General features: G+C 58.2%; 21 protein-coding genes. 9 read left to right on the top strand and 12 right to left on the bottom strand.

All coding sequences use genetic code 11. The features are described 5' to 3' along the window. Nucleotides 1-76: 76 nt before the first annotated feature. The 7 genes from secB to J122_RS14485 all read left to right on the top strand — a co-directional run bounded on the left by secB (nt 77) and on the right by J122_RS14485 (nt 7,648). Nucleotides 77-574, top strand: coding sequence for a protein-export chaperone SecB (secB, locus tag J122_RS14515; RefSeq protein ID WP_058090491.1), 498 nt, complete (start codon nt 77-79; stop codon nt 572-574). A gap of 138 nt (nt 575-712) precedes the next feature. Beyond that, the gene (locus tag J122_RS14510) at nt 713-2,716 is read left to right on the top strand and encodes a TonB-dependent receptor plug domain-containing protein (RefSeq protein ID WP_061332981.1); all 2,004 of its coding nucleotides are present in this window, start codon (nt 713-715) and stop codon (nt 2,714-2,716) included. Between the two features lie 37 nt (nt 2,717-2,753). Further along, nucleotides 2,754-3,878, top strand: a complete 1,125-nt coding sequence (locus J122_RS14505) for an HmuY family protein (protein ID WP_061332980.1) — start codon at nt 2,754-2,756, stop codon at nt 3,876-3,878. A gap of 3 nt (nt 3,879-3,881) precedes the next feature. Continuing rightward, the gene (locus J122_RS14500; protein ID WP_061332979.1) at nt 3,882-4,955 is read left to right on the top strand and encodes a hemin-degrading factor; all 1,074 of its coding nucleotides are present in this window, start codon (nt 3,882-3,884) and stop codon (nt 4,953-4,955) included. After that, nucleotides 4,952-5,806 (top strand): heme/hemin ABC transporter substrate-binding protein, encoded by an 855-nt coding sequence (locus tag J122_RS14495; RefSeq protein ID WP_227510221.1) that lies wholly within the window; start codon nt 4,952-4,954, stop codon nt 5,804-5,806. Before J122_RS14500 ends, J122_RS14495 begins: the two co-directional genes overlap by 4 nt. Beyond that, on the top strand, nt 5,796-6,833 hold the full coding sequence (locus tag J122_RS14490; protein WP_061332978.1) for a FecCD family ABC transporter permease: 1,038 nt from the start codon (nt 5,796-5,798) through the stop codon (nt 6,831-6,833). The genes J122_RS14495 and J122_RS14490 overlap by 11 nt, the downstream gene beginning before the upstream one ends. Continuing rightward, a complete protein-coding gene (locus J122_RS14485) occupies nt 6,833-7,648 on the top strand; it encodes a heme ABC transporter ATP-binding protein (RefSeq protein ID WP_061332977.1) in 816 nt (271 codons plus the stop codon). Before J122_RS14490 ends, J122_RS14485 begins: the two co-directional genes overlap by 1 nt. Here the strand turns inward: J122_RS14485 and trmL are convergent. The 5 genes from trmL to traF form a co-directional block, all read right to left on the bottom strand. Continuing rightward, nucleotides 7,606-8,070, bottom strand: coding sequence for a tRNA (uridine(34)/cytosine(34)/5-carboxymethylaminomethyluridine(34)-2'-O)-methyltransferase TrmL (trmL, locus tag J122_RS14480; RefSeq protein ID WP_061332976.1), 465 nt, complete (start codon nt 8,068-8,070; stop codon nt 7,606-7,608). The genes J122_RS14485 and trmL overlap by 43 nt on opposite strands. Nucleotides 8,071-8,075: 5 nt before the next feature. Continuing rightward, the gene (locus J122_RS14475; protein ID WP_061332975.1) at nt 8,076-9,254 is read right to left on the bottom strand and encodes an acetyl-CoA C-acetyltransferase; all 1,179 of its coding nucleotides are present in this window, start codon (nt 9,252-9,254) and stop codon (nt 8,076-8,078) included. 139 nt (nt 9,255-9,393) lie between these two features. Beyond that, complete coding sequence (locus tag J122_RS14470; protein WP_061332974.1) at nt 9,394-10,134, bottom strand: pteridine reductase; 741 nt, start codon at nt 10,132-10,134, stop codon at nt 9,394-9,396. 15 nt (nt 10,135-10,149) lie between these two features. Then, on the bottom strand, nt 10,150-11,262 hold the full coding sequence (locus tag J122_RS14465; protein WP_061332973.1) for a multifunctional CCA tRNA nucleotidyl transferase/2'3'-cyclic phosphodiesterase/2'nucleotidase/phosphatase: 1,113 nt from the start codon (nt 11,260-11,262) through the stop codon (nt 10,150-10,152). 162 nt (nt 11,263-11,424) lie between these two features. After that, complete coding sequence (gene traF / locus J122_RS14460; protein ID WP_061332972.1) at nt 11,425-12,690, bottom strand: conjugal transfer protein TraF; 1,266 nt, start codon at nt 12,688-12,690, stop codon at nt 11,425-11,427. Between the two features lie 248 nt (nt 12,691-12,938). Here traF and J122_RS14455 point away from each other — a divergent pair, with 248 nt between their 5' ends. Next, the gene (locus J122_RS14455) at nt 12,939-13,478 is read left to right on the top strand and encodes an LPP20 family lipoprotein (RefSeq protein WP_061332971.1); all 540 of its coding nucleotides are present in this window, start codon (nt 12,939-12,941) and stop codon (nt 13,476-13,478) included. A gap of 33 nt (nt 13,479-13,511) precedes the next feature. Beyond that, nucleotides 13,512-14,714 (top strand): flagellar assembly protein T N-terminal domain-containing protein, encoded by a 1,203-nt coding sequence (locus J122_RS14450; RefSeq protein ID WP_061332970.1) that lies wholly within the window; start codon nt 13,512-13,514, stop codon nt 14,712-14,714. 2 nt (nt 14,715-14,716) lie between these two features. On the opposite strand, the gene J122_RS14445 is transcribed toward J122_RS14450, so the two are convergent. From J122_RS14445 to sufB, 7 genes are all read right to left on the bottom strand, one after another. Further along, nucleotides 14,717-15,175 (bottom strand): SufE family protein, encoded by a 459-nt coding sequence (locus J122_RS14445; RefSeq protein WP_058090504.1) that lies wholly within the window; start codon nt 15,173-15,175, stop codon nt 14,717-14,719. Beyond that, nucleotides 15,172-15,714, bottom strand: a complete 543-nt coding sequence (sufT, locus tag J122_RS14440) for a putative Fe-S cluster assembly protein SufT (RefSeq protein WP_058090505.1) — start codon at nt 15,712-15,714, stop codon at nt 15,172-15,174. The genes J122_RS14445 and sufT overlap by 4 nt, the downstream gene beginning before the upstream one ends. 117 nt (nt 15,715-15,831) lie before the next feature. Further along, a complete protein-coding gene (locus J122_RS14435; RefSeq protein WP_061332969.1) occupies nt 15,832-16,188 on the bottom strand; it encodes a HesB/IscA family protein in 357 nt (118 codons plus the stop codon). Nucleotides 16,189-16,200: 12 nt separating this feature from the next. Beyond that, nucleotides 16,201-17,454 (bottom strand): aminotransferase class V-fold PLP-dependent enzyme, encoded by a 1,254-nt coding sequence (locus J122_RS14430; protein WP_061332968.1) that lies wholly within the window; start codon nt 17,452-17,454, stop codon nt 16,201-16,203. Between the two features lie 4 nt (nt 17,455-17,458). Continuing rightward, nucleotides 17,459-18,745 (bottom strand): Fe-S cluster assembly protein SufD, encoded by a 1,287-nt coding sequence (sufD, locus tag J122_RS14425; protein ID WP_061332967.1) that lies wholly within the window; start codon nt 18,743-18,745, stop codon nt 17,459-17,461. Nucleotides 18,746-18,760: 15 nt separating this feature from the next. Next, nucleotides 18,761-19,522, bottom strand: a complete 762-nt coding sequence (gene sufC, locus J122_RS14420; RefSeq protein WP_061332966.1) for a Fe-S cluster assembly ATPase SufC — start codon at nt 19,520-19,522, stop codon at nt 18,761-18,763. Nucleotides 19,523-19,716: 194 nt separating this feature from the next. Next, complete coding sequence (gene sufB / locus J122_RS14415; RefSeq protein WP_082780607.1) at nt 19,717-21,135, bottom strand: Fe-S cluster assembly protein SufB; 1,419 nt, start codon at nt 21,133-21,135, stop codon at nt 19,717-19,719. Nucleotide 21,136 lies beyond the last annotated feature (1 nt).

Genomic DNA, 21,136 nt, shown 5'->3' with positions numbered 1-21,136 from the left:
ACGCAGTAGACTGTTTCGGCTCACGTGACCATAACAACGGGCTGTTGCCCTTTTTACCAGAACGAAAGGACTGATCATGGCTGAGAATCAGCAAGCCGCAGGCACCGAAAACCAGAACCAACCCCAGTTTGCCCTTCAGCGCATCTATGTGAAGGACCTGTCTTTTGAATCTCCTAATGCTCCCCTGGTGTTTCAGGAGCAGTGGAAGCCGCAGGTGAACCTGGATCTGAATACCGCCCACAACAAGATCAGTGATAATCAGTATGAAGTGGTGCTGTCGCTGACCGTGACTGCCAAGGTCGGTGAGAAGGTTGCCTACATCGTAGAGATCCAGCAGGCCGGTGTATTCATGGTATCTGGCATTGAAGGCCCGCAGCTCGGTCAGATGCTGGGCGCGTACTGCCCGACGATTCTGTTCCCCTACGCCCGCGAAGCCATCGACGGTATCGTCAACAAGGGCAGCTTCCCGGCCCTGATGCTGGCGCCGGTGAACTTTGACGCGATTTACGCCCAGGCGCTGAAGCGCAAGCAGGAAGAGGCGGCAGGTGAGGCCAAGGAAGAGCAGACTCACTAAACGTTTGGTTTTCTGGAAATATGAAAAACCGGCTGAGGCCGGTTTTTTTGTGCGCGCTTGATATTCATCAACCAAAGGGGTTGATCTTTAGCTGAAACAAAACAATAATCGTTCGCATTACGTTTATCAGTGTGTAGTATGTTGAATTCGAAATGTGATCTCGGGCGATGGTTGCTGTTCCTTGTGCTTTTGGGAGGTTCCCGCAATCTGATTGCCGAGGCCTTGTATCTGGATGAGCTGGTTGTCACTGGAACGAGAGCGGAGCGTCAGTTGCTGGACACTCCTGTGCGCACCGAGGTCGTCACCGCGAAGGAGCTTGAGAAAACTCACGCCCGGAGCATGAAAGAAGCGCTGGAGAACGTGCCCGGGGTTCAGCTGCGGGAAGTTCACGGGAAACCCGGGTATGAGGTTTGGTTGCAGGGAATTGAGGCTGACCGGGTTCTGGTGCTGATCGATGGTATGCCGATGACGGCGACGACCGGTTCATCCGTTGATGTCAGTCAGTTGGCTGTCCTTGATATCGAGCGTGTCGAAGTGGTCAAGGGAGCTGTGTCTGCTCAATACGGTAGTGCCGGTATCGGTGGGGTGGTCAACATCATCACCCGTCCGCCAGCTTCCGGGTTCTCTGGTCATTTCAGCGCCGACGTCGGTACCTATGGCGATCAGAACCCTTCTGGGCGTGACGCCGACCCCGCGCGATATTCGGCCCGAGCCTCGGTCCAGGGTGGCAATGAACAGCTGGCCCTTCGATTATCCGCATCACACCAGCATTCCGATGGCATCGACCCGCAGCCAGAGACCTGGGCACGACCGGGCGATGAATACGACCGAACCGACCTTAGCTTCCGCACCGACTGGTTTCCAAACAGCAACCACCGGCTGAGCGCTGCGGTCGCCCGATTCGAAGAGGAGTCCGGGTCACGGTTTACCGAACGCAACCCGCCTTTTGTTATCAATCAGGGTAAGGATGAAACAGTCACTCGCACCCGCTATACCCTGGCTGGCGACCATGGTCGCAATTCAGATCTGCGTGCCGGTTGGGCCGCTGTCCATGAGACCCTCAACGACGATACCTTGAAATACACGGCCAGCAGTGTCTTTGATGACCGTCGTGCCGAATCTACTCTGTCTCGTTTTTCTGCCCATTTGGGCAAGCCGGTGGGGCTCGGTCATCACTTGCAGGCTGGTGTCGATGTTAACCGCGAAACCCTCAAGCAGACCAAGGACGGCGCTTCCGAACTGGGTGCTGAGCCTCGCCGACAGCGTGAGAGCCAGGAGGTCTGGGTTCAAGACACCTGGATGCCCACCGCGAATCTTGAGTTGGTGCCCGGCGTCCGTTTCCAGAATGACTCCGATTTCGGAACCCACACCGCCCCCAAGATCAATGCGCGCTACGACCTGATCCGGACTGATTCTCTGACCGGCTTCCTCCGCGGTGGTGTCGGCGCCGGATATCGGGTGCCGAATCTCAAGGAGCGGCACTTCACTTTTGACCACAGTCAGCTTGGCTACATCGTGCAGGGGACGCCTGATCTGGAGCCGGAGCAATCCGTCAGCTACCAGTTTGGAGGAGGCCTGTCCTGGAACCGATCTGCATGGCTGGAAGCCAACGCCTTCTTTAATGACATCGAGCAACTGATCCAGACCTCGCCGGATGCCGAGGCTACCGAGGCGCGGAACGACGGAGTTCAGGTTTTCTCCTATGAAAACCTTGCCGAGGCAAGGACCTGGGGATTCGAGACCACGGCTGGCTGGGAACCCTCTGAGCACTGGCGACTCACCGCCGGCTATACCCTGACCCGAACCGAAGACGTGGCAACAGGCGATGAGCTTAATCGCCGCCCGAGGCATCAGGCACGCCTCGGGCTGGATGGTCCGCTTTGGCTGCCCGGATTGTCCTGGAGTGCGAGGCTTCGGTACCAGAGTGAAGAGTTCGTGAATGCGGCCTCGGGAACCCAGTCCCCCGAGTATGCAACGGCCGACCTGAAGCTGAACTACCAGTTCTCCGACCAGCTTCGATTGTTCGCCGGAGCCGAGAACATTAGCGGCGAACAGCGTGATTTTTCCAATGCCAGTGAAGATTTCAGACCGGTTGCCGGGCGTTTCCTCTACGCTGGGCTAACGGTTTCCTTTGGCCAATGATGCCCGAACACCCGAAAAACATATGAAGGAGACATCCATGGAACTTTTCGATAACAGGCCTCTGGCTGTTGTGCTGGCCACCCTGGCTCTGACGGCCTGTGGTGGAGGTAGTGACAACTCCATCGAGGAGGACGATGCAGATAATGTCAGCGATTTTTCCGAGCAGTTGCTGCCCGCGGCAACGGAGACCGTCTACCTCAATCTGGAAACCGGAGCGATGGTGGAGGAAGGTGGCGACTGGCACATTGCCGCCAACCGTCTGAGCTTCAAGGTGAACAGCGGTGCTTCCGGAACCGGCAGCGTTGTCGGCGCTCTGGCTATTGCCCAGGACGATTTTTACGATGGTAATGGCGACCCCGTCGCGAATATGTTCACCAACGCGACCGCCAACTCCGAGCAGGAGCACTTGCTGGGCATTCTTGAAGAGCCGGCTAGCTGGCAGGAGGATGCCTTTGCCAGTGCATTTGGGGCCTCAGATACCTGGTCTCAATATGATTTTGCCACGGGCGTGATCAGCGAGGCAGACGATGTTGGCTATCTGGTGCGTTCTGCCGAGGGAAATAGCTATGCCCGAATGCGGGTTGTCGACTTCAATTTCCCGACCCGCGAAGGACAAGGTATTGAGGATTTTACACTGGAGTTTGACGTGCAGGCCTCTGGCGCGTCGCAATTCAGTACCATACCAGTCACTTTCACCCCCCCTGCAGGCTATGACGGCGGCGACGTATGCTTCGATTTTGACTCAGATGCCGTTGTTGATTGTGACACCAGCGACAACTGGGACGTCCAGGTCGGCTTCTCTGGTCGGGACTGGTACCTGAAATCCAACAGCGGTGTTTCTGGCGCCGGCAAAGGCGGGGCCTCCGACCCGATGACCTGGAGCGAACTTGCCGCCAATGACAGCGATCCGGGTGTTCCCCAGCTCTACAACACGGACTCAACCGGCGGGGTATTCACGGATAACACCTGGTACGCCTACAACCTGACCAACCAACACAAGATCTGGCCCAACTTCCGAACCTTCCTGATCAAGGCTGAGGCTGATGATCCTGAGTCCACGGTCTGGGCGTTGCAGATCGTCGGATACTACGACCAGAACGGAAACAGCGGGCAGCCTACGGTGCGTTGGTTGCCGGTGGAACTTCAGCAAGCCGAGGAGTAAGTCATGCAACAGGCAATAGCCGATTCAGTCAGTGTGCCGGACAACCTGTCGGCCCGATGGGAAGCCATCAGACAACAGGAGCCGAATCTCAGGATCCGCCAGGTCGCAGACCGGCTTGGGGTCAGCGAAATGGCGCTTGTACGACTCCGGGAGCGTGATGCCGTCGTTCCACTCGTAAACGAGTTTAGTCAGATCCTTGGAGCCCTGGAGCAGGTCGGACCGGTGATGATTCTTGCCCGCAACAACGAGGTAGTTCATGAAGTTACCGGTTGCTTCAGAGACTTCACGGTCGGCGGCTCTGGAGCTATGGGGCTGGCGGTTGGAGAGATTGACATACGGGTGTTTTTCAAACATTGGGCCTGGGGCTACCGGGTACTGGAGCAGGTGCGGTCCGGGCTACGGGAAAGCCTTCAGTTTTTCGACCAGTACGGCACGGCCATTCACAAGATCTATCGAGTGGACACGACCGATGCGGATGTCTGGGAAAAAATGGTCGAACGCTTTACAGCAGCCCGCCAGGAAGCCTTTAAACCGGTAGGCCGGCGAGAGACATTGCAGCGTTCGTCCCCGGAAACCGTGGATGTTGATGCGCTGCGCACCGGCTGGGAGAAACTCAAGGATGTCCATCATTTTGGCGCCCTGTTAAAGCGTGCCGGTGCTGACCGCCTGACAGCGCTCGAGCTGGTGCGTGGTGAGTGGGCCACGGAGCTGCAGTCAGGGGATCAGAATGTGCTGGATCGGTTGCTGGGATTGCTGAGAGACAACCAATGCCCGGCGATGTTCTTTGTTGGCAATCCCGGGATTGTCCAGATCTTTACCGGGTGTGTCACAAATGTTCGCCGCACTGGCCCCTGGATGAACGTATTGGATCCGGGCTTCAACCTGCATGCTAATACCGACGGTATCAAACGCTGGTGGTTGGTACGACGTCCGTCCACCGATGGTCTGATCACATCTGTGGAAGCTTTCAATGGAGACGGAGAACTGGTCCTGACGGTTTTTGGTGAACGTAAACCCGGCATTCCGGAATCCGAACTCTGGCGTGAACAGGTCGCAACGCTTGAGGCTTTGTCATGAGGCTGCGGTGGCCCCTGTTCATTCTGATTGGATTGTCGCTGGCATCGGGCTCGGTGTTTGCCGAACCGAGCCGCCTGGTGACTGCAGACGGTGCCATCACCGAAATCGTCTATCGGCTTGGGCAGGAGTCGCGCCTGGTTGGAGTGGATACCACCAGCGGTTATCCGGAGCAAACGGCTGAGTTACCCAAGGTTGGTTATCTGCGCGCTTTGCCTTTCGAGGGCGTTCTGGCACTGAAGCCGGATATGCTGATTACCTCAGAGCAGGCTGCGCCCGCCAGGAATCTTGAGCGCCTCGCGCGCGCCGGGGTTCGGGTTGCGCAACTGCCGTCGCGGTGGACCGCGGAGGCAGCGCTGGAGCGCATATTGTCTGTTGGCGAGCTGCTCGGGGCAGCCGAGGAAGCGCAGGCTCTGGTGGCTGGCGTCGAGGCGGATATCCGCCGGATTCAACAGAACACCGGAAACCGTGATTACCAGCCCAGAATCCTGTTCATCCTCGCCGCTGGCAACCACTCGGTCATGTTGGCCGGGTCGGATACTGCAGCGAATGCTCTGGTTGAACTGATCGGGGCCGAAAATGCCGCCCAGGGTATTAAAGGGTACAAACCGGCCAACCGGGAGGCGATTCTTGCTTCCCGCCCTGATGCGGTGGTAATTGCGGAATCCACTCCGGGCCAGTTCGACATTGCGGGGTGGCCCGAGGTTGAGCGCCTTGAAGCATGGCAGTCCGGGCATCGGCTGGTGGCCGACAGTATGTTCCTGCTTGGCTTCGGCCCTCGCTTGCCGGAAGCGATGGCGGCGCTTAACGATGCCTTGCCCGGCCAAAGGGAAATAGCCGCCAATGATCCGTGACCATTCCGGTCGTTTGCCGTTGGCGCCGGCGCTCTTGTTGCTGGGAACTCTTCTGGCGGTTGCGGCCCTGGCATCGATTGGTAGTGGTGCCTACGACCTTGCACTGATGGATATTCTCAAGGTAGTTGCCGGCCGGGAAGCTTCGGATCCGGTAGCGGCTATGGTTGTGTTGGAAGTCCGGTTACCCCGGTTTCTACTCGGCTTTCTGGTTGGAGCTGTATTGGGGGTTTCCGGCGCGATCCTACAGGGACTTTTCCGAAACCCCCTGGCAGATCCTGGCCTGATTGGTGTCTCCGCTGGTGCGTCACTGGCCGCCATTGCCGTCATCGTTCTTGGCGGGACGGCCCTTGGTGGTTGGGTGACCCTGGCGGGGCAGTGGGCGTTGCCCCTGGCCGCGTTTGCCGGCGGTAGTGGCACCGTCATTCTGGCCTGGCGAATTGCCAGTCGTGCTGGCCAGACGGCTGTGGCAACGCTTCTGTTGGCGGGTATTGCCATTAACGCAGTGGCGGGCGCAGCAACCGGTTTGCTGACGTTCTACGCAAGCGATGAGGAATTACGATCCCTGACGTTCTGGACAATGGGAAGCCTTGGCCATGCTGCCTGGGACGATCTTGTTTTGGGCGCACCTTTCATGATCCTGGCTTTAATGGCAGCACCCTGGCTGGCCAGACCACTGGACGCGTTTCTGTTGGGCGAATCGGTAGTGGGCCACTTGGGGTATCGAACAGCCACCGTTAAGAAGGTAGCGATACTGGTTGTCGGGCTGGGTGTTGGCGCAGCCGTGGCTGTGAGCGGACTGATCGGCTTTGTCGGATTGGTTGTGCCGCACCTGGTAAGGCAGCTGCTGGGGGCGAGTCATCGAGTGGTGTTGCCAGTCAGTGCGCTGATGGGGGGAACTCTGTTGGTTGCGGCTGATGCCATCGCGCGCGTTGTTGTTGCACCCGCCGAGTTGCCCATCGGGCTGATGATGTCTCTGATCGGAGGTCCGTTTTTCCTGGGTTTGCTCATGCGGAGAAAGGTGATGTGATGGTCCTGGAAATTCAGAACTTGAGTGTATCGCTGGCAGGAACGGAGATTGTCAGCGATATCAATCTGACGGTGTCTGCTGGTGAAGTATTGATGCTGCTGGGGCCGAATGGTGCGGGTAAGTCAACGCTTATGAAAGCACTGGCTGGAGAATTGCCGTACCGGGGCCGGATCCGACTTGCAGGCCGCGAACTTGGTGGCTGGTGCCCGGGTGAGCTGGCACGCCATCGGGCGATTATGCCTCAGAGTGTTGAGGTTAACTTCCCACTAACGGTGGAGGAAGTGGTGGCCCTTGGTCGTCCGGCCGCAACCCGCCGATGCGCGGATTCCGTGGCAGAAATCCTGATGGAAGCCCTGGAGATCAAGCATTTGCGGCATCGACTGGTGCCGGGATTGTCCGGCGGGGAACAGCAGAGGTTGCAGCTGGCAAGAGTGCTGGGGCAGATATGGGATACCCGACAGGATCGACTGTTATTGCTGGACGAGTGTACGTCGGCGCTGGACCCCGCGCACCAACAGATGGTGTTGGAGCTGGTAGGCGCAATGGCCAGGGAGCACGGGGTGGCCGTGCTGGCCATCGTCCACGACCTCAATCTTGCGGCTCAGTTTGCAGACCGAATGGTGGTCATGAAGTCTGGCCGCTGCTTTCATGAAGGGGGCTCCAGTGAGGTCCTGACGCCGTCACTATTGAAAGCGGTTTACGGCTATCGGACTCGGGTTATTCAACTCCCTGAGGGCTATCCGCTGGTCATTCCCCTTGCCAGCGGGAGTGCTCAGACTGCGCCGTTGAATCCGGTCTGCCGCCAGGCCTCGTAAACCACCAGGGCGGCGGTATTGGACAGGTTCAGGCTTCGGCTCTCCGGGCGCATGGGTACCCGCAGCCGATTCTGTTCTGGCAAGGCTTCCCGAACGTCTGCCGGCAGCCCTCGGGTTTCTGGCCCGAACATCAGGTAGTCGCCATCCTGGAAAGCGGCCTCGTGATAATGACGGCTGCCTTTCGTGGTGAGCCCGAACAGTCGCGCAGGCTGCTCGGTTTCCAGAAAGCTGGCGTAATCCGGGTGGATCTTCACGGTGGCGTACTCGCTGTAATCCAGCCCGGCCCTGCGCATCTGTTTGTCCTCCAGGGAAAACCCCAGCGGTTCAATCAGGTGTAGCTGACAGCCGGTGTTGGCGCAGAGCCGGATGATATTGCCGGTATTGGGCGGTATCTCCGGCTCATAGAGTACAACGTGCAGCACCGGGCTTAGCGTTCCACTGCCAGGGCAACGCCCATGCCGCCACCGATGCACAAAGTCGCCAGGCCTTTCTTGGCGTCGCGGCGTGCCATTTCGTGCAGCAGGGTAACCAGAATACGGCAGCCGGAAGCGCCGATCGGGTGGCCAATGGCAATGGCGCCGCCATTAACGTTGACCTTGCTGGTATCCCAGCCCATGTCCCGGTTGACCGAGATGGCCTGGGCCGCGAAGGCTTCGTTGGCTTCGATCAGGTCCAGCTCTGCGGCCGTCCAGCCAGCACGCTCAAGGCAGCGCTGGCTGGCGGGAATCGGGCCGGTACCCATGATGGTGGGGTCAACACCAGCATTGGCGTGGGCCTTGATGGTGGCCAGCGGGGTCAGCCCCAGTTCTTTGGCTTTCTCGGCACTGCACACCATCACGGCGGCGGCACCGTCGTTCAGGGATGAAGCGTTGCCCGCGGTCACGGAACCGTCTTTCTTGAACGCCGGGCGCAGTTTGCCAAGGCTGTCTCCGGTCACGCCGTCGCGGGGGCATTCGTCCTTACTGATCACCAGCGGGTCGCCTTTGCGCTGGGGAATGGTGATCGGAACAATCTGGCCGTCAAAATAGCCGGCGTTCTGGGCCGCTACGGCTTTTTGCTGGGAGGCCGCGGCGAATTCGTCCTGCTCGTCCCGGCTGATACCGTACTTCTCCACGATGTTTTCGGCGGTGATGCCCATGTGATAATCGTTGAAGGCATCCCACAGGCCATCGTTCACCATGGTGTCGACCATGCTCCAGTTGCCCATGCGCTGGCCATTACGGCTGTTGGGCAGAACGTGTGGCGCCTGGCTCATGCTTTCCTGGCCACCAGCGACAATCATCTCGGCATCACCGCACTGAATGGCTTGCACCGCCATATGAACCGCTTTCAGGCCGGAACCACATACCTTGTTGATGGTGATCGCTGGTGTGGAGCTTGGCAGGCCGGCATTGATGGCTGCCTGGCGGGCAGGGTTCTGACCGCAACCGGCAGTCAGTACTTGGCCCAGGATTACTTCACCGATCTGCTCGCCGGCCACGCCGGTTTCTTCCATCAGCGCCTTGATCACGGCGGAACCGAGTTGGTCGGCCCGCAGGCTGGACAAGCCGCCACCGAAGCTGCCAACAGCGGTACGTTTTGCGGCAACAATCACGACATCACGCATGGGAATTCTCCGTTGCAAAGGGCAGGATCAGGAAGATGCCTGCCGGCGTGTGAATACAAGATGGCAAGCATTGTAGCGGGAAAGCCCGGCTCGGCCAAAACAACCAAGGTATGGGTTGATTCGGCCTACCGGTGCTGATTCACATATTCAGGCTGCGGCCGCCGTCGACGGAAAGAATCTGACCGGTCACGAACGGGGCATCGCACAAAAGGTAGGCGATGGCACCGGCAATGTCGTCGGGGTTGCCGGTACGGGCCAGAGGTGTTTTGTCCAGAATGGCCTGCTGGTAAACCGTGTCGATTTCGGCCTCGCCCTCTGGCCAGAGGATAGCGCCAGGCGATACACCGTTTACCCTGATCCCTGGGGCATGATCTTTGGCCCAGGATCGGGTGAGGGCGGCCAGGCCCGCTTTGCTGGCACAATACAGGGGGTGATCGTTCAGCGGTTTCTCACTGTAGATGTCGATCAGATTTATCACGGCCCCATTGTTCTTCTTCAACTCAGGCAGGCAGTGTTTGAGCAAAAAGAATGGCGCTTTCAGGTTGGCGCCCATGATGGCGTTCCAGTCGTCTTCACCGGAGTCTTCGGTGGTTCTGGGATAGAAGACTGAGGCGTTGTTGACCAGGCCATCCAGCCGCTCCCAATGTTGGCAGGCGGTTTTGGCCAGCCTGGCAACCTGTTCCATGTCTGTCAGGTCTGCCTGTATCGAGGTGGCTGAGTCAGACCGTTCCCGGTTCAGTTTTTCCATCAGTTCGGCCGCTTGGTCCGCCCTCGAACGATAGTGGATGACCACATTCCAGCCCCGGGCGTGCAGGACCTCCGCGGTACGGGCGCCGAGACGGTGGGCGGCGCCGGTGATCAGAACAACAGGAGCTGCCATAAAGAATTCCTCTGGTCAGTTGGTCAATGCCTGTTTGATACGTGCCAGCCGCTCGTTGCGGATTGCATCGCCCAGGGCTTTTCCTTTGTGGCCCTGTTTGATCAGGTCTTGCGGGTTGACCGCTGAGGCGTGTCGTGCGGCCAGGTTGAGCCGGTCAAGTCTGTCTGACTGGCCGGGTTTGACGGCGCAGGCAAGGGTTTCCTGCAAGTCGAGAAAACGCTCCGGGCGGCGCGAGAGGTCGGCTTTCTCCAACAACGCCAGAGCTTGCTCCGGCGCAAGGGCCTTCGGGCCCTGATCGCCCAGGTGCTCCATGTAAAGGCAGACCAGGTGGACCATGTCTTTGCAGTCATTCGGGCTTTTCATGGCTTTTGCGCGAGCGACAGCGGCGGGTTCCGGCACGGCGCACAGCAATGCGGCGAAGCGCTGGGCCGTGTTGCCGTTTTTCCGGTGCACGCAATGCAGTGCCTGAAGCCCGTGCTGGAGAATGCCCGGGCTGGCGAGCTCTGGAAGTAGAACCTCAAGGGCGCCAACGTCTTTGAGCACATCGAAAAAGACACCTGGCGCTTTCTCATGCAGTGCTCGCTGAACCTCCTGCCATACGCGCTCCGGGACAAGATCCTCCAGTTCGCCCTCACGGACCATCTGTTGCATCAGGGCCCTGGTTTCGTGGCATACGGTAAAACCCATGGGTTGCAGGCGTGCGGCAAACCGTGCGGTTCTCAGGATGCGCAGGGGGTCTTCCGCAAAGGCTTCGGACACATGACGAAGCTTTTTCTGCTCGAGGTCGCCGTGACCGTGGAAAGGATCGACCAACTGGCCATCTTCGGTTTCTGCCATGGCGTTGATGGTCAGGTCCCGGCGCTTCAGATCCTGCTCCAGGGTGACATCCGGGGCGCTGTATACGGTAAACCCATGGTAGCCCCGGCCCTGCTTGCGTTCGGTGCGGGCCAGGGCGTATTCCTCGCCGGTTTTCGGGTGCAGGAAAACCGGGAAATCGGCCCCTACCTGTTTGAAACCCTTCGCTCGCATTTCATCTGGTGTGCTGCCGACCACCACCCAGTCACGGTCTTTTACCTCAAGGCCGAGCAGTTTGTCCCGAACGGCGCCGCCTACCAGATAGGTTTGCATGGAGCTGGGGTTTCCTTTGGTGTGTGGGTGCAGATCGGTAGATTATCCGGCCACAGTCTGCCGTAGGCAAACCCCAACCGTGACTTTGAGCGGCAAGGACGCGGTGAGGCACAAAAAAAGCCCGGCTTGCGGGGCAGGCCGGGCTCTGGAACTACGGCGATATCAGAAGGAGGTGCCAAGCTCGATCGCGGCACCCACATCAGCGCTGCTGTACAGGGCGCCAATATCCAGACGCGCGCCGAGAACGTTCAGTCCCAGACCAGCGGTGAATTGGGTATCTTCTTCAATACCGTCGTTGTCGCTGTTGCTGGCCAGGTTGTGGCGGATACCGGCGCGCAGCTGGGCGTAGCGCCAGGCGTCGAATTCGGCACCGACCGCCAGCCATTGGGTGTCGTCTTCAAAGCCGAAGGCTTTTTTCTTGGTCAGGTCCAGTTCGGCGGTGACTACGTGGTAGTCGCTCTTGTGGGCGATGGCGGCGGTAACCATGGGGTTGAGTTCGAGGGTGCGTTTCTCTTCGCCAAGTAGCGGGCGTGCCTGTGCGGAGTCCAGCTCCATCGGAATCAGGTTTTTGACCACCACACCGGCATTCCACTCGCGGTTCTCACCGAAGGCATAGGCGGCACCGATGTCCAGGTTGAAGCCGCTTTTGTCAGTTTCGAATTCGTCACTATCGAAGTCATCGTCTTCAAAACCTGAGACGGTTTCGGTGTATTGGAAAGTGCGAAGCTCGACATATTTTGGGGTGACGCCGAACTGGAATTGCTCGCCATTGTTCAACTCAAAGGTTGTGGCCAGGCTGATGCCGACCTCAGCAACTGCCGACGCCAGAATGCGGCCCCTGGATTTCAGATCCCTGTCCAGGTCTGCAGTGGCAAGCTCCAGTGCAGTAGCGGTTTCGAGCTCCCTCAGGAACGCATCATCATCCGGATCCAGTTCGCCCCTGACGGTCGCCCTGATGGCGCCATCTGCCACAAAGCCTACTGAAATGGAATTCGTGGGAATAGCAAAGGCAATGCCCAGGCCAGCATCGACCCGAACAGTGTCGCGATCAAAGTTGTTCAAACGCTCCCGAAGATCACCTGCGAGACGACGTGCTTCTTCGGGGTTAGAGGTTCTGTTCAGTCCCTGGAACTCATCAATCACATCCTGAATATCATCAATCTGATCAACAACTTCTTCTTCATCCGCAAATCGTGCATTGACCGAAGGCAGCATCAGGCCGAAATCATCCGCCCAGTCGTGCTGGGGTGCTGCCATCATGGCCGGGTTGGCCAAGGGGGCAGCAGAGGGATGTGCTACGGCGACGCCAGTCCCGCCCATGGCGAAGGAGCGCGCAGACATGGGTGCCTGCGGGCTCGCAAGGGCAGAGGTGGTGGCAATGGAAAGGCTGATGGCCAGGGACAATTTGCAAAGGCGGTTTGTTTTCATGAACAGTCCTGAGTTGTTATATGCAGGTACAAACAATTAAGTACTTGAAAGGTTAGACGAGTTTAATCCGTGAAGCAGCTCACAACGGGTAACGGTTTGTTCCCGAACTGTAAACGAAGGCAGACTGTTGCCGCTTTCCCAAGGGAGAAAGATCGTTGATTTTGAAAAAGCAAGTAACATCATTGGGTTGCTGATGCTGGCGCGATTTTTTCATGGATACTGCAAAAGTGTTTTCCGGAGACAAGATAATGACACTGCGATGGACTCTCGTGCCTGTTCTGGTTTTTACATTGGCAGCCTGCGCGCCGGTGGGCAGTTATCAGAACAGCTCGCAGGATACCCGTACTGAATTTGAACCCATCACCGTTCGGGTCAGTGGTTTTGGCACCTACCAGGATGTTCGTGAGGACCGCATAAATCCTCGAAAGCGGTTGATGGCCAGGCGCGCTTCCCAACTGGATGCCTATCGGAACCTGGCTGAGCGGGTGTACGGTACGGTGATTTACGGCAGCTCTACGGTGAATGATTTTGTCGTTAACAATGACAACTTCCGCACCTATGTAGACAGTTATATACGCGGTGCACGGATGGTGGCGGTGAACGAGCATAGCGATGGTGTGATTGAGACAGTGATGGAGCTCAAGCTGGAACCAAGGTTTCGCGAGTGCGTTTCACGGGTGGTGGATGATCAAGTTCGGGATCAATGTATGATCCCCATGCCGCGTCAGAACGACCGGGTAGGGGATGTGGAAACCCGGCGCACCCAGTCACTCTATTATCTGGACTAATCCGCTAATGCCCTGGCGGAATGCGGGAGAACTATGAAAGCCATTGTTCTATTGTTGCTTTGGGTCTGCTCGGGCGTGGTCAGTGCCGCCGTGCTTGAGGGGGTGGGCCATGCCAATATCCGGGAGAACAATCTGGACCAGGCCCGCGCCGAGGCCCGGCAGGCGGCCATGCGTGATCTCGCCCTGCAGTATGAGGCCAGCGTAAGCACACAGGATACGCTTGAAAACGGTGAGCTGACACAGTCCCGAACGCGGCTTTCGGCCACCGCCCAGTTACGTAACGCCACCATCGTGGATGAATACCGCAGCGGCAACCTTTTGCGGGTGGTGGTGCGGGCCGAGATGGCGGATACCTCTGGTACCGAAAGCTGTAAGGCCGGGGAAGCCTCCGGGCTGCGCAAGCGAGTTGCAGTGACAGGCTTTCCGATTGTCCGGCCACAGCAGGGAGGAAACCCGGGGCTCGATGACGCCGGAGAGAAATTGCCGCAGGCACTGATTGCCCGCTTGCAGTCTCAGGGCAGAATGCAGGTGTTGGGCTCTACCTCGTTGCAACTTTTCAGCGATTTGCCAGACGCACCGACCTCGCGCCAGAATCTGGCGGCGAATCATTTGACTAATGTGGTCCAGCTGGCCCGGGAACTGGGAGCACAATTCGTGGTGTCGGGTGTGATTCGCGATATTGGGGTAGCAGATCCAAACGCCTGGGGCAGTTCCATCGTCAATCGCATGCAGCGTGGCATTGGCCTGGTGGATACCAGTCGCCGCTTTGAAGCAGAAGTGATGGTGTTCGATGGCTTCAGCGGTTCGCCAGTGTTTCGTCAGCGCTTTGAAACCTCTGCCCGCTGGGATCCGAAAGGCACGGGCACCGGTGGCTTTGCTTCGGCCGGCTTTGAAAAATCGGAGTGGGGGCAGGCGGTGTCAGGCGTGATTGATGACATGGCGATAGCCGTGAACAATGCGCTGGCGTGTCAACCGTTCATGGCCCGGGTGACCCGTGTGGAGAGCAATCGTGTGACCCTGGCTTCCGGTGCGACAGCCGGATTGCGGCCGGGCGACGAGCTCAATATCTACCGTAGTCAGCGCTATTTCGATTCACTGGATGGTACACCGGAGCTGACGGATGCGAAGGTGTCCATTACTCTGGATAACGTCCACCCGGATTTCAGCACCGGTCGCCTGCCTGTGACCGGTGGCCAGGTGAATATCCAGAGGGACGATATGGCGATAATCTGGTGAGATCAGGCGGCTTCGGCCGCCGCGATGTCCCGGATCTTCCCGACCATAGCCCGCAGGCCGTTACCCCGTGTCGGGGAGATATGGCGGAACAGGTCCAGTTGTTCAAACAGTTCATCGATGTCGGTGGCCAACAATTCTCGCGGTGTCTTGCCGTTCAGGGCTACCAGTATAATGGCCGCCAGACCGCGCACGATGATGGCGTCTGAGTCGATCAGCAGGAACAGTTTGCCGCTGTCCTCATCGTGATGGTGAACCAGCCACACCTGACTCTGGCAGCCATGCACGTAATTCTCTTCTGTCCGCTCGTCATCCGGGAACGCCGGCAACTGTTTGCCCAGGTCCACGATGTAGGCGTAGCGCTCTTCCCAGTCGTCCAGAAACTCAAAGGCGTCCAGAACGTCTTCCAGGGTGGTTTTTACCCCCAGAGGGTTGTCGAGAAATTGTTCCTTGCTGGCGGTCATAGCATTCCCAGTTCGAGTTTGGCTTCGTCGGTGAGCATATCGTTGTTCCAGGGCGGATCAAAGGTCAGCTCAACCGTTACCTTGTCGACGTTGGGGACATGCTCCACCTTGGTTTGCACATCGTTGGTGATGACCGGGCCCATGCCACAGCCCGCGGCGGTGAGGGTCATCCGGATATAAACGTGATTGCCGTGTTCAGTGCCGTTTTCGATCTTGCACTCATAGATCAGGCCCAGATCCACCACGTTGACCGGGATTTCCGGGTCGTAGCAGTTGCGCAGGGCTTCCCACACCTGGTTTTCGTTGATGGTGCCGTCTTCCGGGGTGTCAAAGCTGCTTTCCAGGGGCTGCTTACCCAGGGCGTCTGCGTCGTGACCTTCAATGCGAGCCAGGTTGCCATTCACCGCTACGGTAAAGGTGCCACCGAGGGACTGGGTGATGGTCACGAAGGTGTCCGACGGAATCATGATTTCCGTACCGGAAGGCACCAGCCGGGCTTCCACTTCGCGTTTTGTCAGTACGACTTCGCGTTCTTGCATGCTCTATCAGCCTTTCTAAAGCTCTTTTGGCCACAGACGGCACTGACGAACACGGACTAGAAAAACCTTTATCTTTCCGTCCGTGATGGTCCGTGTCGTCCGTGGCTAATTTGTATTTCAAGCCACCGTAAAACTCTCGCCACACCCACATTCTGCCGTAGCATTCGGGTTGCGGAAGCGGAACAGCGAGTTCACGCCCTCGGTGACAAAGTCGATTTCAATACCATTCACCAGGGGCAGGTGTTCCTGCTTTACGAACACGTCCACACCGTCGATGGTAAAAATACGGTCATCGGATTCCGGGGTTTCCACCCACTGGGTTTCATACTTGAAGCCGGAGCAGCCACTCTTTTTGATGGCCAGGCGAATGCCCTTGGCTTCCGGTTTTTTATCCAGTTGTTTGCGAACGTGTTTGACCGCCGTCGGAGTCATGGTCACGTTCACATCATTTGGGGTGAAGACTTCGGCTGACATGTTTCCACCTCCTCAGGCAAACAGGCGCTGGATCTTTTGCAGGCCGGTAAACAGTTTCTCGACCTCTTCCAGCGTATTGTAGAACGCAAATGAAGCCCGGGCTGTACCGGGTACTCCGTAGAAATCCATCAATGGCATGGCGCAATGGTGGCCGGTGCGGATGGCAATGCCTTGCTGGTCGAGCAGGGTGCCGATGTCGCTTGGGTGCAGGCCGGCAATCTTGAAGGACATGACCGGTACTTTCTGCCTCGCGGTGCCGATAATCTCCATGCCCGGAACCGTCTCAACCAGTTCGTTGGCACGGATAAGCAGGGCATTTTCTGCCGCTTCCATGGCCTGGCGATCCAGCCTGTCCAGGTAGTCTATCGCGGCCGCAAGGCCGACGGCTTCGGCAATTGCCGGGGTGCCAGCTTCAAACTTGTAGGGCAGAACGTTCCAGGTGGTGCGCTCGAACGACACCCGCTCAATCATCTCGCCTCCACCCTGGTAAGGAGGCATTTCTTCCAGCAGTTCTGCACGGCCATACAGCACACCGATGCCGGTAGGGCCGAACAGTTTGTGGGATGAAAACACGTAGAAATCGCAACCCAGCGCCTGCACATCCGGCTTGAAGTGGGGCACGGCCTGGGCGCCGTCAATCAGGGTGATCACGCCCTGTTTCTTCGCCTGTTCGATCAGTGGCGCCACCGGGTTTACTGTGCCCAGCACGTTGGACACGTGGGTAAGGGCCAATACTCGCGTGCGCTCGTTTAGCAGGCTGTTGAATGAATCCAGGTCAAGCTCGCCTTCGGGGGTCACCTGCACAGGGACCACTTTGGCGCCGGTGCGCTCGGCGATCATCTGCCACGGCACGATGTTGGCGTGGTGTTCCATATGACTGACCAGGATCTCATCGCCGGCTTTCAGGCGCGGAGCCAGGCCATTGGCTACCAGATTAATGGCTTCGGTGGTGCCCCGGGTCCAGATGATCTCTTTGGTGCTGGGGGCGTTCAGGAAGTGCCGCACGATTTCCCGGGCACCTTCAAAAGCCGTTGTGGCGCGGTCTCCCAGGGTATGGGCGCCTCGGTGCACGTTCGAGTGCATTTCCCGGTAATAGCGATCCATGGCATCCAACACCGCCTGCGGCTTCTGGGCCGAAGCGCCGTTGTCCAGATACACCAGCGGCTTCCCGTTGATTTCCTGTGCCAGGATCGGGAAGTCTCGGCGGATGGCTTCTACATCAAACGCCGGGGAGTTGGTGTTCTTTACCACGGACAGGTCAGTCATGCCCTCAGGCCTCCTGAAAGGTTTGCTCAAAGAAATCGTTGAGCCGCGCCTGGGCAGTTTCGCGCACGGCTTCCACTGGAATCTGCTGCACCAGCTCATTGATAAACGCCATGGTCAACAACACGTTGGCCTGCCGGCGGCCAATGCCGCGGGATACCAGATAGAACACCGAGGTTTCATCCAGCTGGCCAATGGTGGCGCCGTGTGCGCACTTGACGTCGTCCGCATAGATCTCCAGTTCCGGCTTTGTATCGATCTCTGCACCGTTAGACAGCAGCAGGTTTTTGTTGTTCATATCCGCGTTGGACTTCTGGGCGTCCTGGTGGATATGAATCCGGCCGTTGAAGATAGCGTGGGATTGGTCCGCAGCAATATTGCGGTAGGTCTCTTCGCTGTTGCAGTGGGCAGCCACATGGTCAATGGAGGTGTGGTTGTCGTAATGCTGTTTGCCTTGGGTAACCACCACACCATTAAGCTTGGTTTCGGCCCCTTCACCTTCCAGGCGAACCTGCAGATCGTGCCGACGCAGCGGGCCGCCGAAGCCCACGCAGTGGCTTTCGAACCGGGAGCTGCGTTGCTGCAGAACGCCGGTAGCGCCAATGTGCTGAACGTTTTCGCCTTCCATGTTCAGGCGAATGCTGGTGATGTTGGCGCCATCGGCCAGGTTGAATTCGGTAACGGTGTTAACCAGGGCGCTTGCGTCACCACTGGAAATGTATTCTTCCACCAGCGTCATCTGGCTGTTGGCGCCGGCTTCCACATATATGCGCGGATAGGCCGAACCACTGGCATCAGCGGTGGTTTCGTGGATCACAAACAGCGGCTGGTCGAGCACGGCACCCGGCTTCAGGCGAATCAACAGGCCGTCCTCAAAACGGGCGCCGTTCACGCGGGCAAACTGCGCCTGATCATGGTCCAGGGTGCAGCCCAATTGCAATGACACCGCCTTGGCATCGTCTTCATCCAGATCACTGAAACTCTGGATGATAATGCCGTTCAGGTCCGGATACTCACTGGCTTCCGGGATCATCACACCGTTATTGAAAACAACCTTGTAACCCGGCACCGCCAGGCTGTTGCCGCCTTTGCCTTCAGCGGGCAACGAGATGGCCATATCGTCGGTCAGCTTCAGGTACTTGCTGGAATACTTCCAGTTCTCGGTTTTTCGGGTCGGCAGTGGCATGTCCACCAGTGCGCTGGCCCGTTGTTTACGCAGCGCCAGCAACGGCTCCGGCAAAGATTGCCCGGCCGGGTGCAGGAAGGCGCTGGAAAGCGTGGGTGCTGATTTCATTCCGCGACCTCCTGATCAGTTACTGGTGTCTTCGTCTTTGATGCCCAACCAGCCGTAACCTTTCTCTTCCAGTTCCAGGGCGAGCTCACGGCCGCCGGACTTGATGATCTTGCCGCCGGCCAGCACGTGCACGTAGTCGGGCACAATGTGGTTCAGCAGGCGCTGGTAGTGGGTCACCATCAAAATAGCGCGATCTTCTGAGCGCAGGGCGTTAACACCATCGGACACCACTTTCAGGGCGTCGATGTCCAGGCCGGAGTCGGTTTCGTCCAGAATGGCCAGTTTCGGCTGCAGCAGCAGCGCCTGCATGATTTCGTTGCGCTTTTTCTCGCCGCCGGAGAAGCCTTCGTTGACGCCGCGCTTGAGGAAGGCCGGATCCAGGTCTACCTGTTTGGAGACTTCTTTGGCCAGCTTCATGAATTCCGCGGCGTTCATTTCTTCCTCACCCCGGTGCTTGCGCATGGCGTTTACGGCGGTGCGCAGGAACTGAAGGTTGCTGACACCGGGGATTTCCACCGGGTACTGGAATGCCAGGAAGATACCTTCGCGGGCGCGCTCTTCGGTTTCCAGGTCCAGCAGGTTGTCGCCGTTGAGGGTGACTTCGCCGCTGGTGACTTCAAATGCCTCGTTGCCTGCCAGAACCTGTGACAGGGTACTCTTACCGGAACCGTTCGGGCCCATAATGGCGTGAACTTCCCCGGCTTTGATCTCCAGGTTGATGCCTTTGAGGATTTCTTTGCCCTCAACGGAGGCGTGCAGGTTTTTGATGCTCAGCATTTGTACGCTTCTCTCTTTTTAACCGTCTGAATTCTTTTCCTGCCCCAAGTATGGGGGAGTCAGCCATCAGGGTGTCCCTTCCGGGATACGCTGTGAATACGTCCCTGTACGCTCGACAAAATCATCCCTGATTTTGACGATCCCGGAAGGGACACCCTGACGGCTTCCGTGATACTTGTGTGTATGCCGTCTCGTTAACCAACGGAGCCTTCAAGACTGACTTCCAGCAGCTTGCCGGCTTCCACAGCAAACTCCATCGGCAACTCCTTGAACACTTCCTTACAGAAGCCGTTCACGATCATGGACACTGCCTGCTCCGGGTCGATACCACGCTGACGGCACAGGAACATCTGCTCGTCGCTGACCTTGGAGGTGGTGGCTTCGTGTTCCACGATGGCCGATTTGTTCTTGCTTTCGATGTACGGGAAGGTGTGGGCGCCACAGCGGTCGCCGATCAGCAGCGAGTCGCACTGAGTAAAGTTACGTGCACCTTCTGCACCCGGGCCGAATTTCACCAGGCCGCGGTAGGCGTTGGAGCTGCGGCCGGCGGAGATGCCCTTGGAGATGATGGTGCTCTTGGTGTTCTTGCCAAGGTGGATCATCTTGGTGCCGGTGTCGGCCTGCTGGTAGTTGTGGGTGAGGGCGACGGAGTAGAACTCGCCTACGCTGTTCTCACCACGCAGTACGCAGCTCGGGTATTTCCAGGTGATGGCGGAGCCGGTTTCTACCTGGGTCCAGGAGATCTTGGAGTTTTTGCCGATGCAGGCGCCGCGCTTGGTTACGAAGTTGTAGATGCCGCCTTTGCCGTTTTCGTCGCCCGGATACCAGTTCTGTACGGTGGAGTATTTAATCTGGGCGTCGTCCAGGGCGACCAGTTCTACCACCGCTGCGTGCAGCTGGTTTTCGTCCCTCATCGGAGCGGTGCAGCCTTCCAGGTAGCTTACGTAGCTGCCTTCTTCGGCGATGATCAGGGTACGTTCGAACTGACCGGTGTTGGCGGCGTTGATCCGGAAGTAGGTAGACAGTTCCATGGGGCAGCGAACGCCCTTCGGGATGTACACGAAGGAGCCATCGGAGAACACGGCGGAGTTGAGGGCGGCGAAGTAGTTGTCGCCGGCCGGGACGACGCTGCCCAGGTATTTCTTAACCAGCTCCGGGTATTTCTGCACCGCTTCGGAGATGGGGCAGAAGATCACGCCGGCTTTTTCCAGCGGTTCTTTGAAGGTGGTGGCTACCGAGACGGAATCGAAGACGGCATCAACCGCAACGCCGGCCAGCTTGGCCCGTTCGTGCAGGGGGATGCCCAGTTTTTCGTAGGTGCGCAGCAGCTCCGGATCAACGTCGTCCAGGCTCTGGGGCATGTCTTCTTTTTTCTTGGGTGCGGAGTAGTAGGAGATGGCATCGTAGTCGACCTTCGGGAAGTCTACGTGGGCCCACTCCGGCTCGTCCATCTCCAGCCAGCGACGGTAGGCCTTCAGGCGCCATTCCAGCATGAACTCCGGCTCCTGTTTGATCTCGGACAGGCGGCGGATTACGTCTTCGTTGAGGCCGGGCTCGAAGGTGTCGGATTCAATCTCGGTCACGAATCCGTGTTCGTATTCCCGTTTGATCAGC

Origin of the sequence: Marinobacter excellens LAMA 842, from assembly GCF_001574445.1 — a bacterium.
GTDB lineage: Bacteria > Pseudomonadota > Gammaproteobacteria > Pseudomonadales > Oleiphilaceae > Marinobacter > Marinobacter shengliensis.
The sequence above is the reverse complement of the archived record's forward strand: the minus strand, read 5'-3'. Positions and strand labels throughout refer to the sequence as shown.

What these genes read in the sequence shown, in the direction of transcription:
- secB (WP_058090491.1), top strand. Translation starts at nt 77, where the DNA reads ATGGCTGAGAATCAGCAAGCCGCAGGCACCGAAAACCAGAACCAACCC.
- J122_RS14510 (WP_061332981.1), top strand. Translation starts at nt 713, where the DNA reads ATGTTGAATTCGAAATGTGATCTCGGGCGATGGTTGCTGTTCCTTGTG.
- J122_RS14505 (WP_061332980.1), top strand. Translation starts at nt 2,754, where the DNA reads ATGGAACTTTTCGATAACAGGCCTCTGGCTGTTGTGCTGGCCACCCTG.
- J122_RS14500 (WP_061332979.1), top strand. Translation starts at nt 3,882, where the DNA reads ATGCAACAGGCAATAGCCGATTCAGTCAGTGTGCCGGACAACCTGTCG.
- J122_RS14495 (WP_227510221.1), top strand. Translation starts at nt 4,952, where the DNA reads ATGAGGCTGCGGTGGCCCCTGTTCATTCTGATTGGATTGTCGCTGGCA.
- J122_RS14490 (WP_061332978.1), top strand. Translation starts at nt 5,796, where the DNA reads ATGATCCGTGACCATTCCGGTCGTTTGCCGTTGGCGCCGGCGCTCTTG.
- J122_RS14485 (WP_061332977.1), top strand. Translation starts at nt 6,833, where the DNA reads ATGGTCCTGGAAATTCAGAACTTGAGTGTATCGCTGGCAGGAACGGAG.
- J122_RS14475 (WP_061332975.1), bottom strand. Translation starts at nt 9,254, where the DNA reads ATGCGTGATGTCGTGATTGTTGCCGCAAAACGTACCGCTGTTGGCAGC.
- J122_RS14470 (WP_061332974.1), bottom strand. Translation starts at nt 10,134, where the DNA reads ATGGCAGCTCCTGTTGTTCTGATCACCGGCGCCGCCCACCGTCTCGGC.
- J122_RS14465 (WP_061332973.1), bottom strand. Translation starts at nt 11,262, where the DNA reads ATGCAAACCTATCTGGTAGGCGGCGCCGTTCGGGACAAACTGCTCGGC.
- traF (WP_061332972.1), bottom strand. Translation starts at nt 12,690, where the DNA reads ATGAAAACAAACCGCCTTTGCAAATTGTCCCTGGCCATCAGCCTTTCC.
- J122_RS14455 (WP_061332971.1), top strand. Translation starts at nt 12,939, where the DNA reads ATGACACTGCGATGGACTCTCGTGCCTGTTCTGGTTTTTACATTGGCA.
- J122_RS14450 (WP_061332970.1), top strand. Translation starts at nt 13,512, where the DNA reads ATGAAAGCCATTGTTCTATTGTTGCTTTGGGTCTGCTCGGGCGTGGTC.
- J122_RS14445 (WP_058090504.1), bottom strand. Translation starts at nt 15,175, where the DNA reads ATGACCGCCAGCAAGGAACAATTTCTCGACAACCCTCTGGGGGTAAAA.
- sufT (WP_058090505.1), bottom strand. Translation starts at nt 15,714, where the DNA reads ATGCAAGAACGCGAAGTCGTACTGACAAAACGCGAAGTGGAAGCCCGG.
- J122_RS14435 (WP_061332969.1), bottom strand. Translation starts at nt 16,188, where the DNA reads ATGTCAGCCGAAGTCTTCACCCCAAATGATGTGAACGTGACCATGACT.
- J122_RS14430 (WP_061332968.1), bottom strand. Translation starts at nt 17,454, where the DNA reads ATGACTGACCTGTCCGTGGTAAAGAACACCAACTCCCCGGCGTTTGAT.
- sufD (WP_061332967.1), bottom strand. Translation starts at nt 18,745, where the DNA reads ATGAAATCAGCACCCACGCTTTCCAGCGCCTTCCTGCACCCGGCCGGG.
- sufC (WP_061332966.1), bottom strand. Translation starts at nt 19,522, where the DNA reads ATGCTGAGCATCAAAAACCTGCACGCCTCCGTTGAGGGCAAAGAAATC.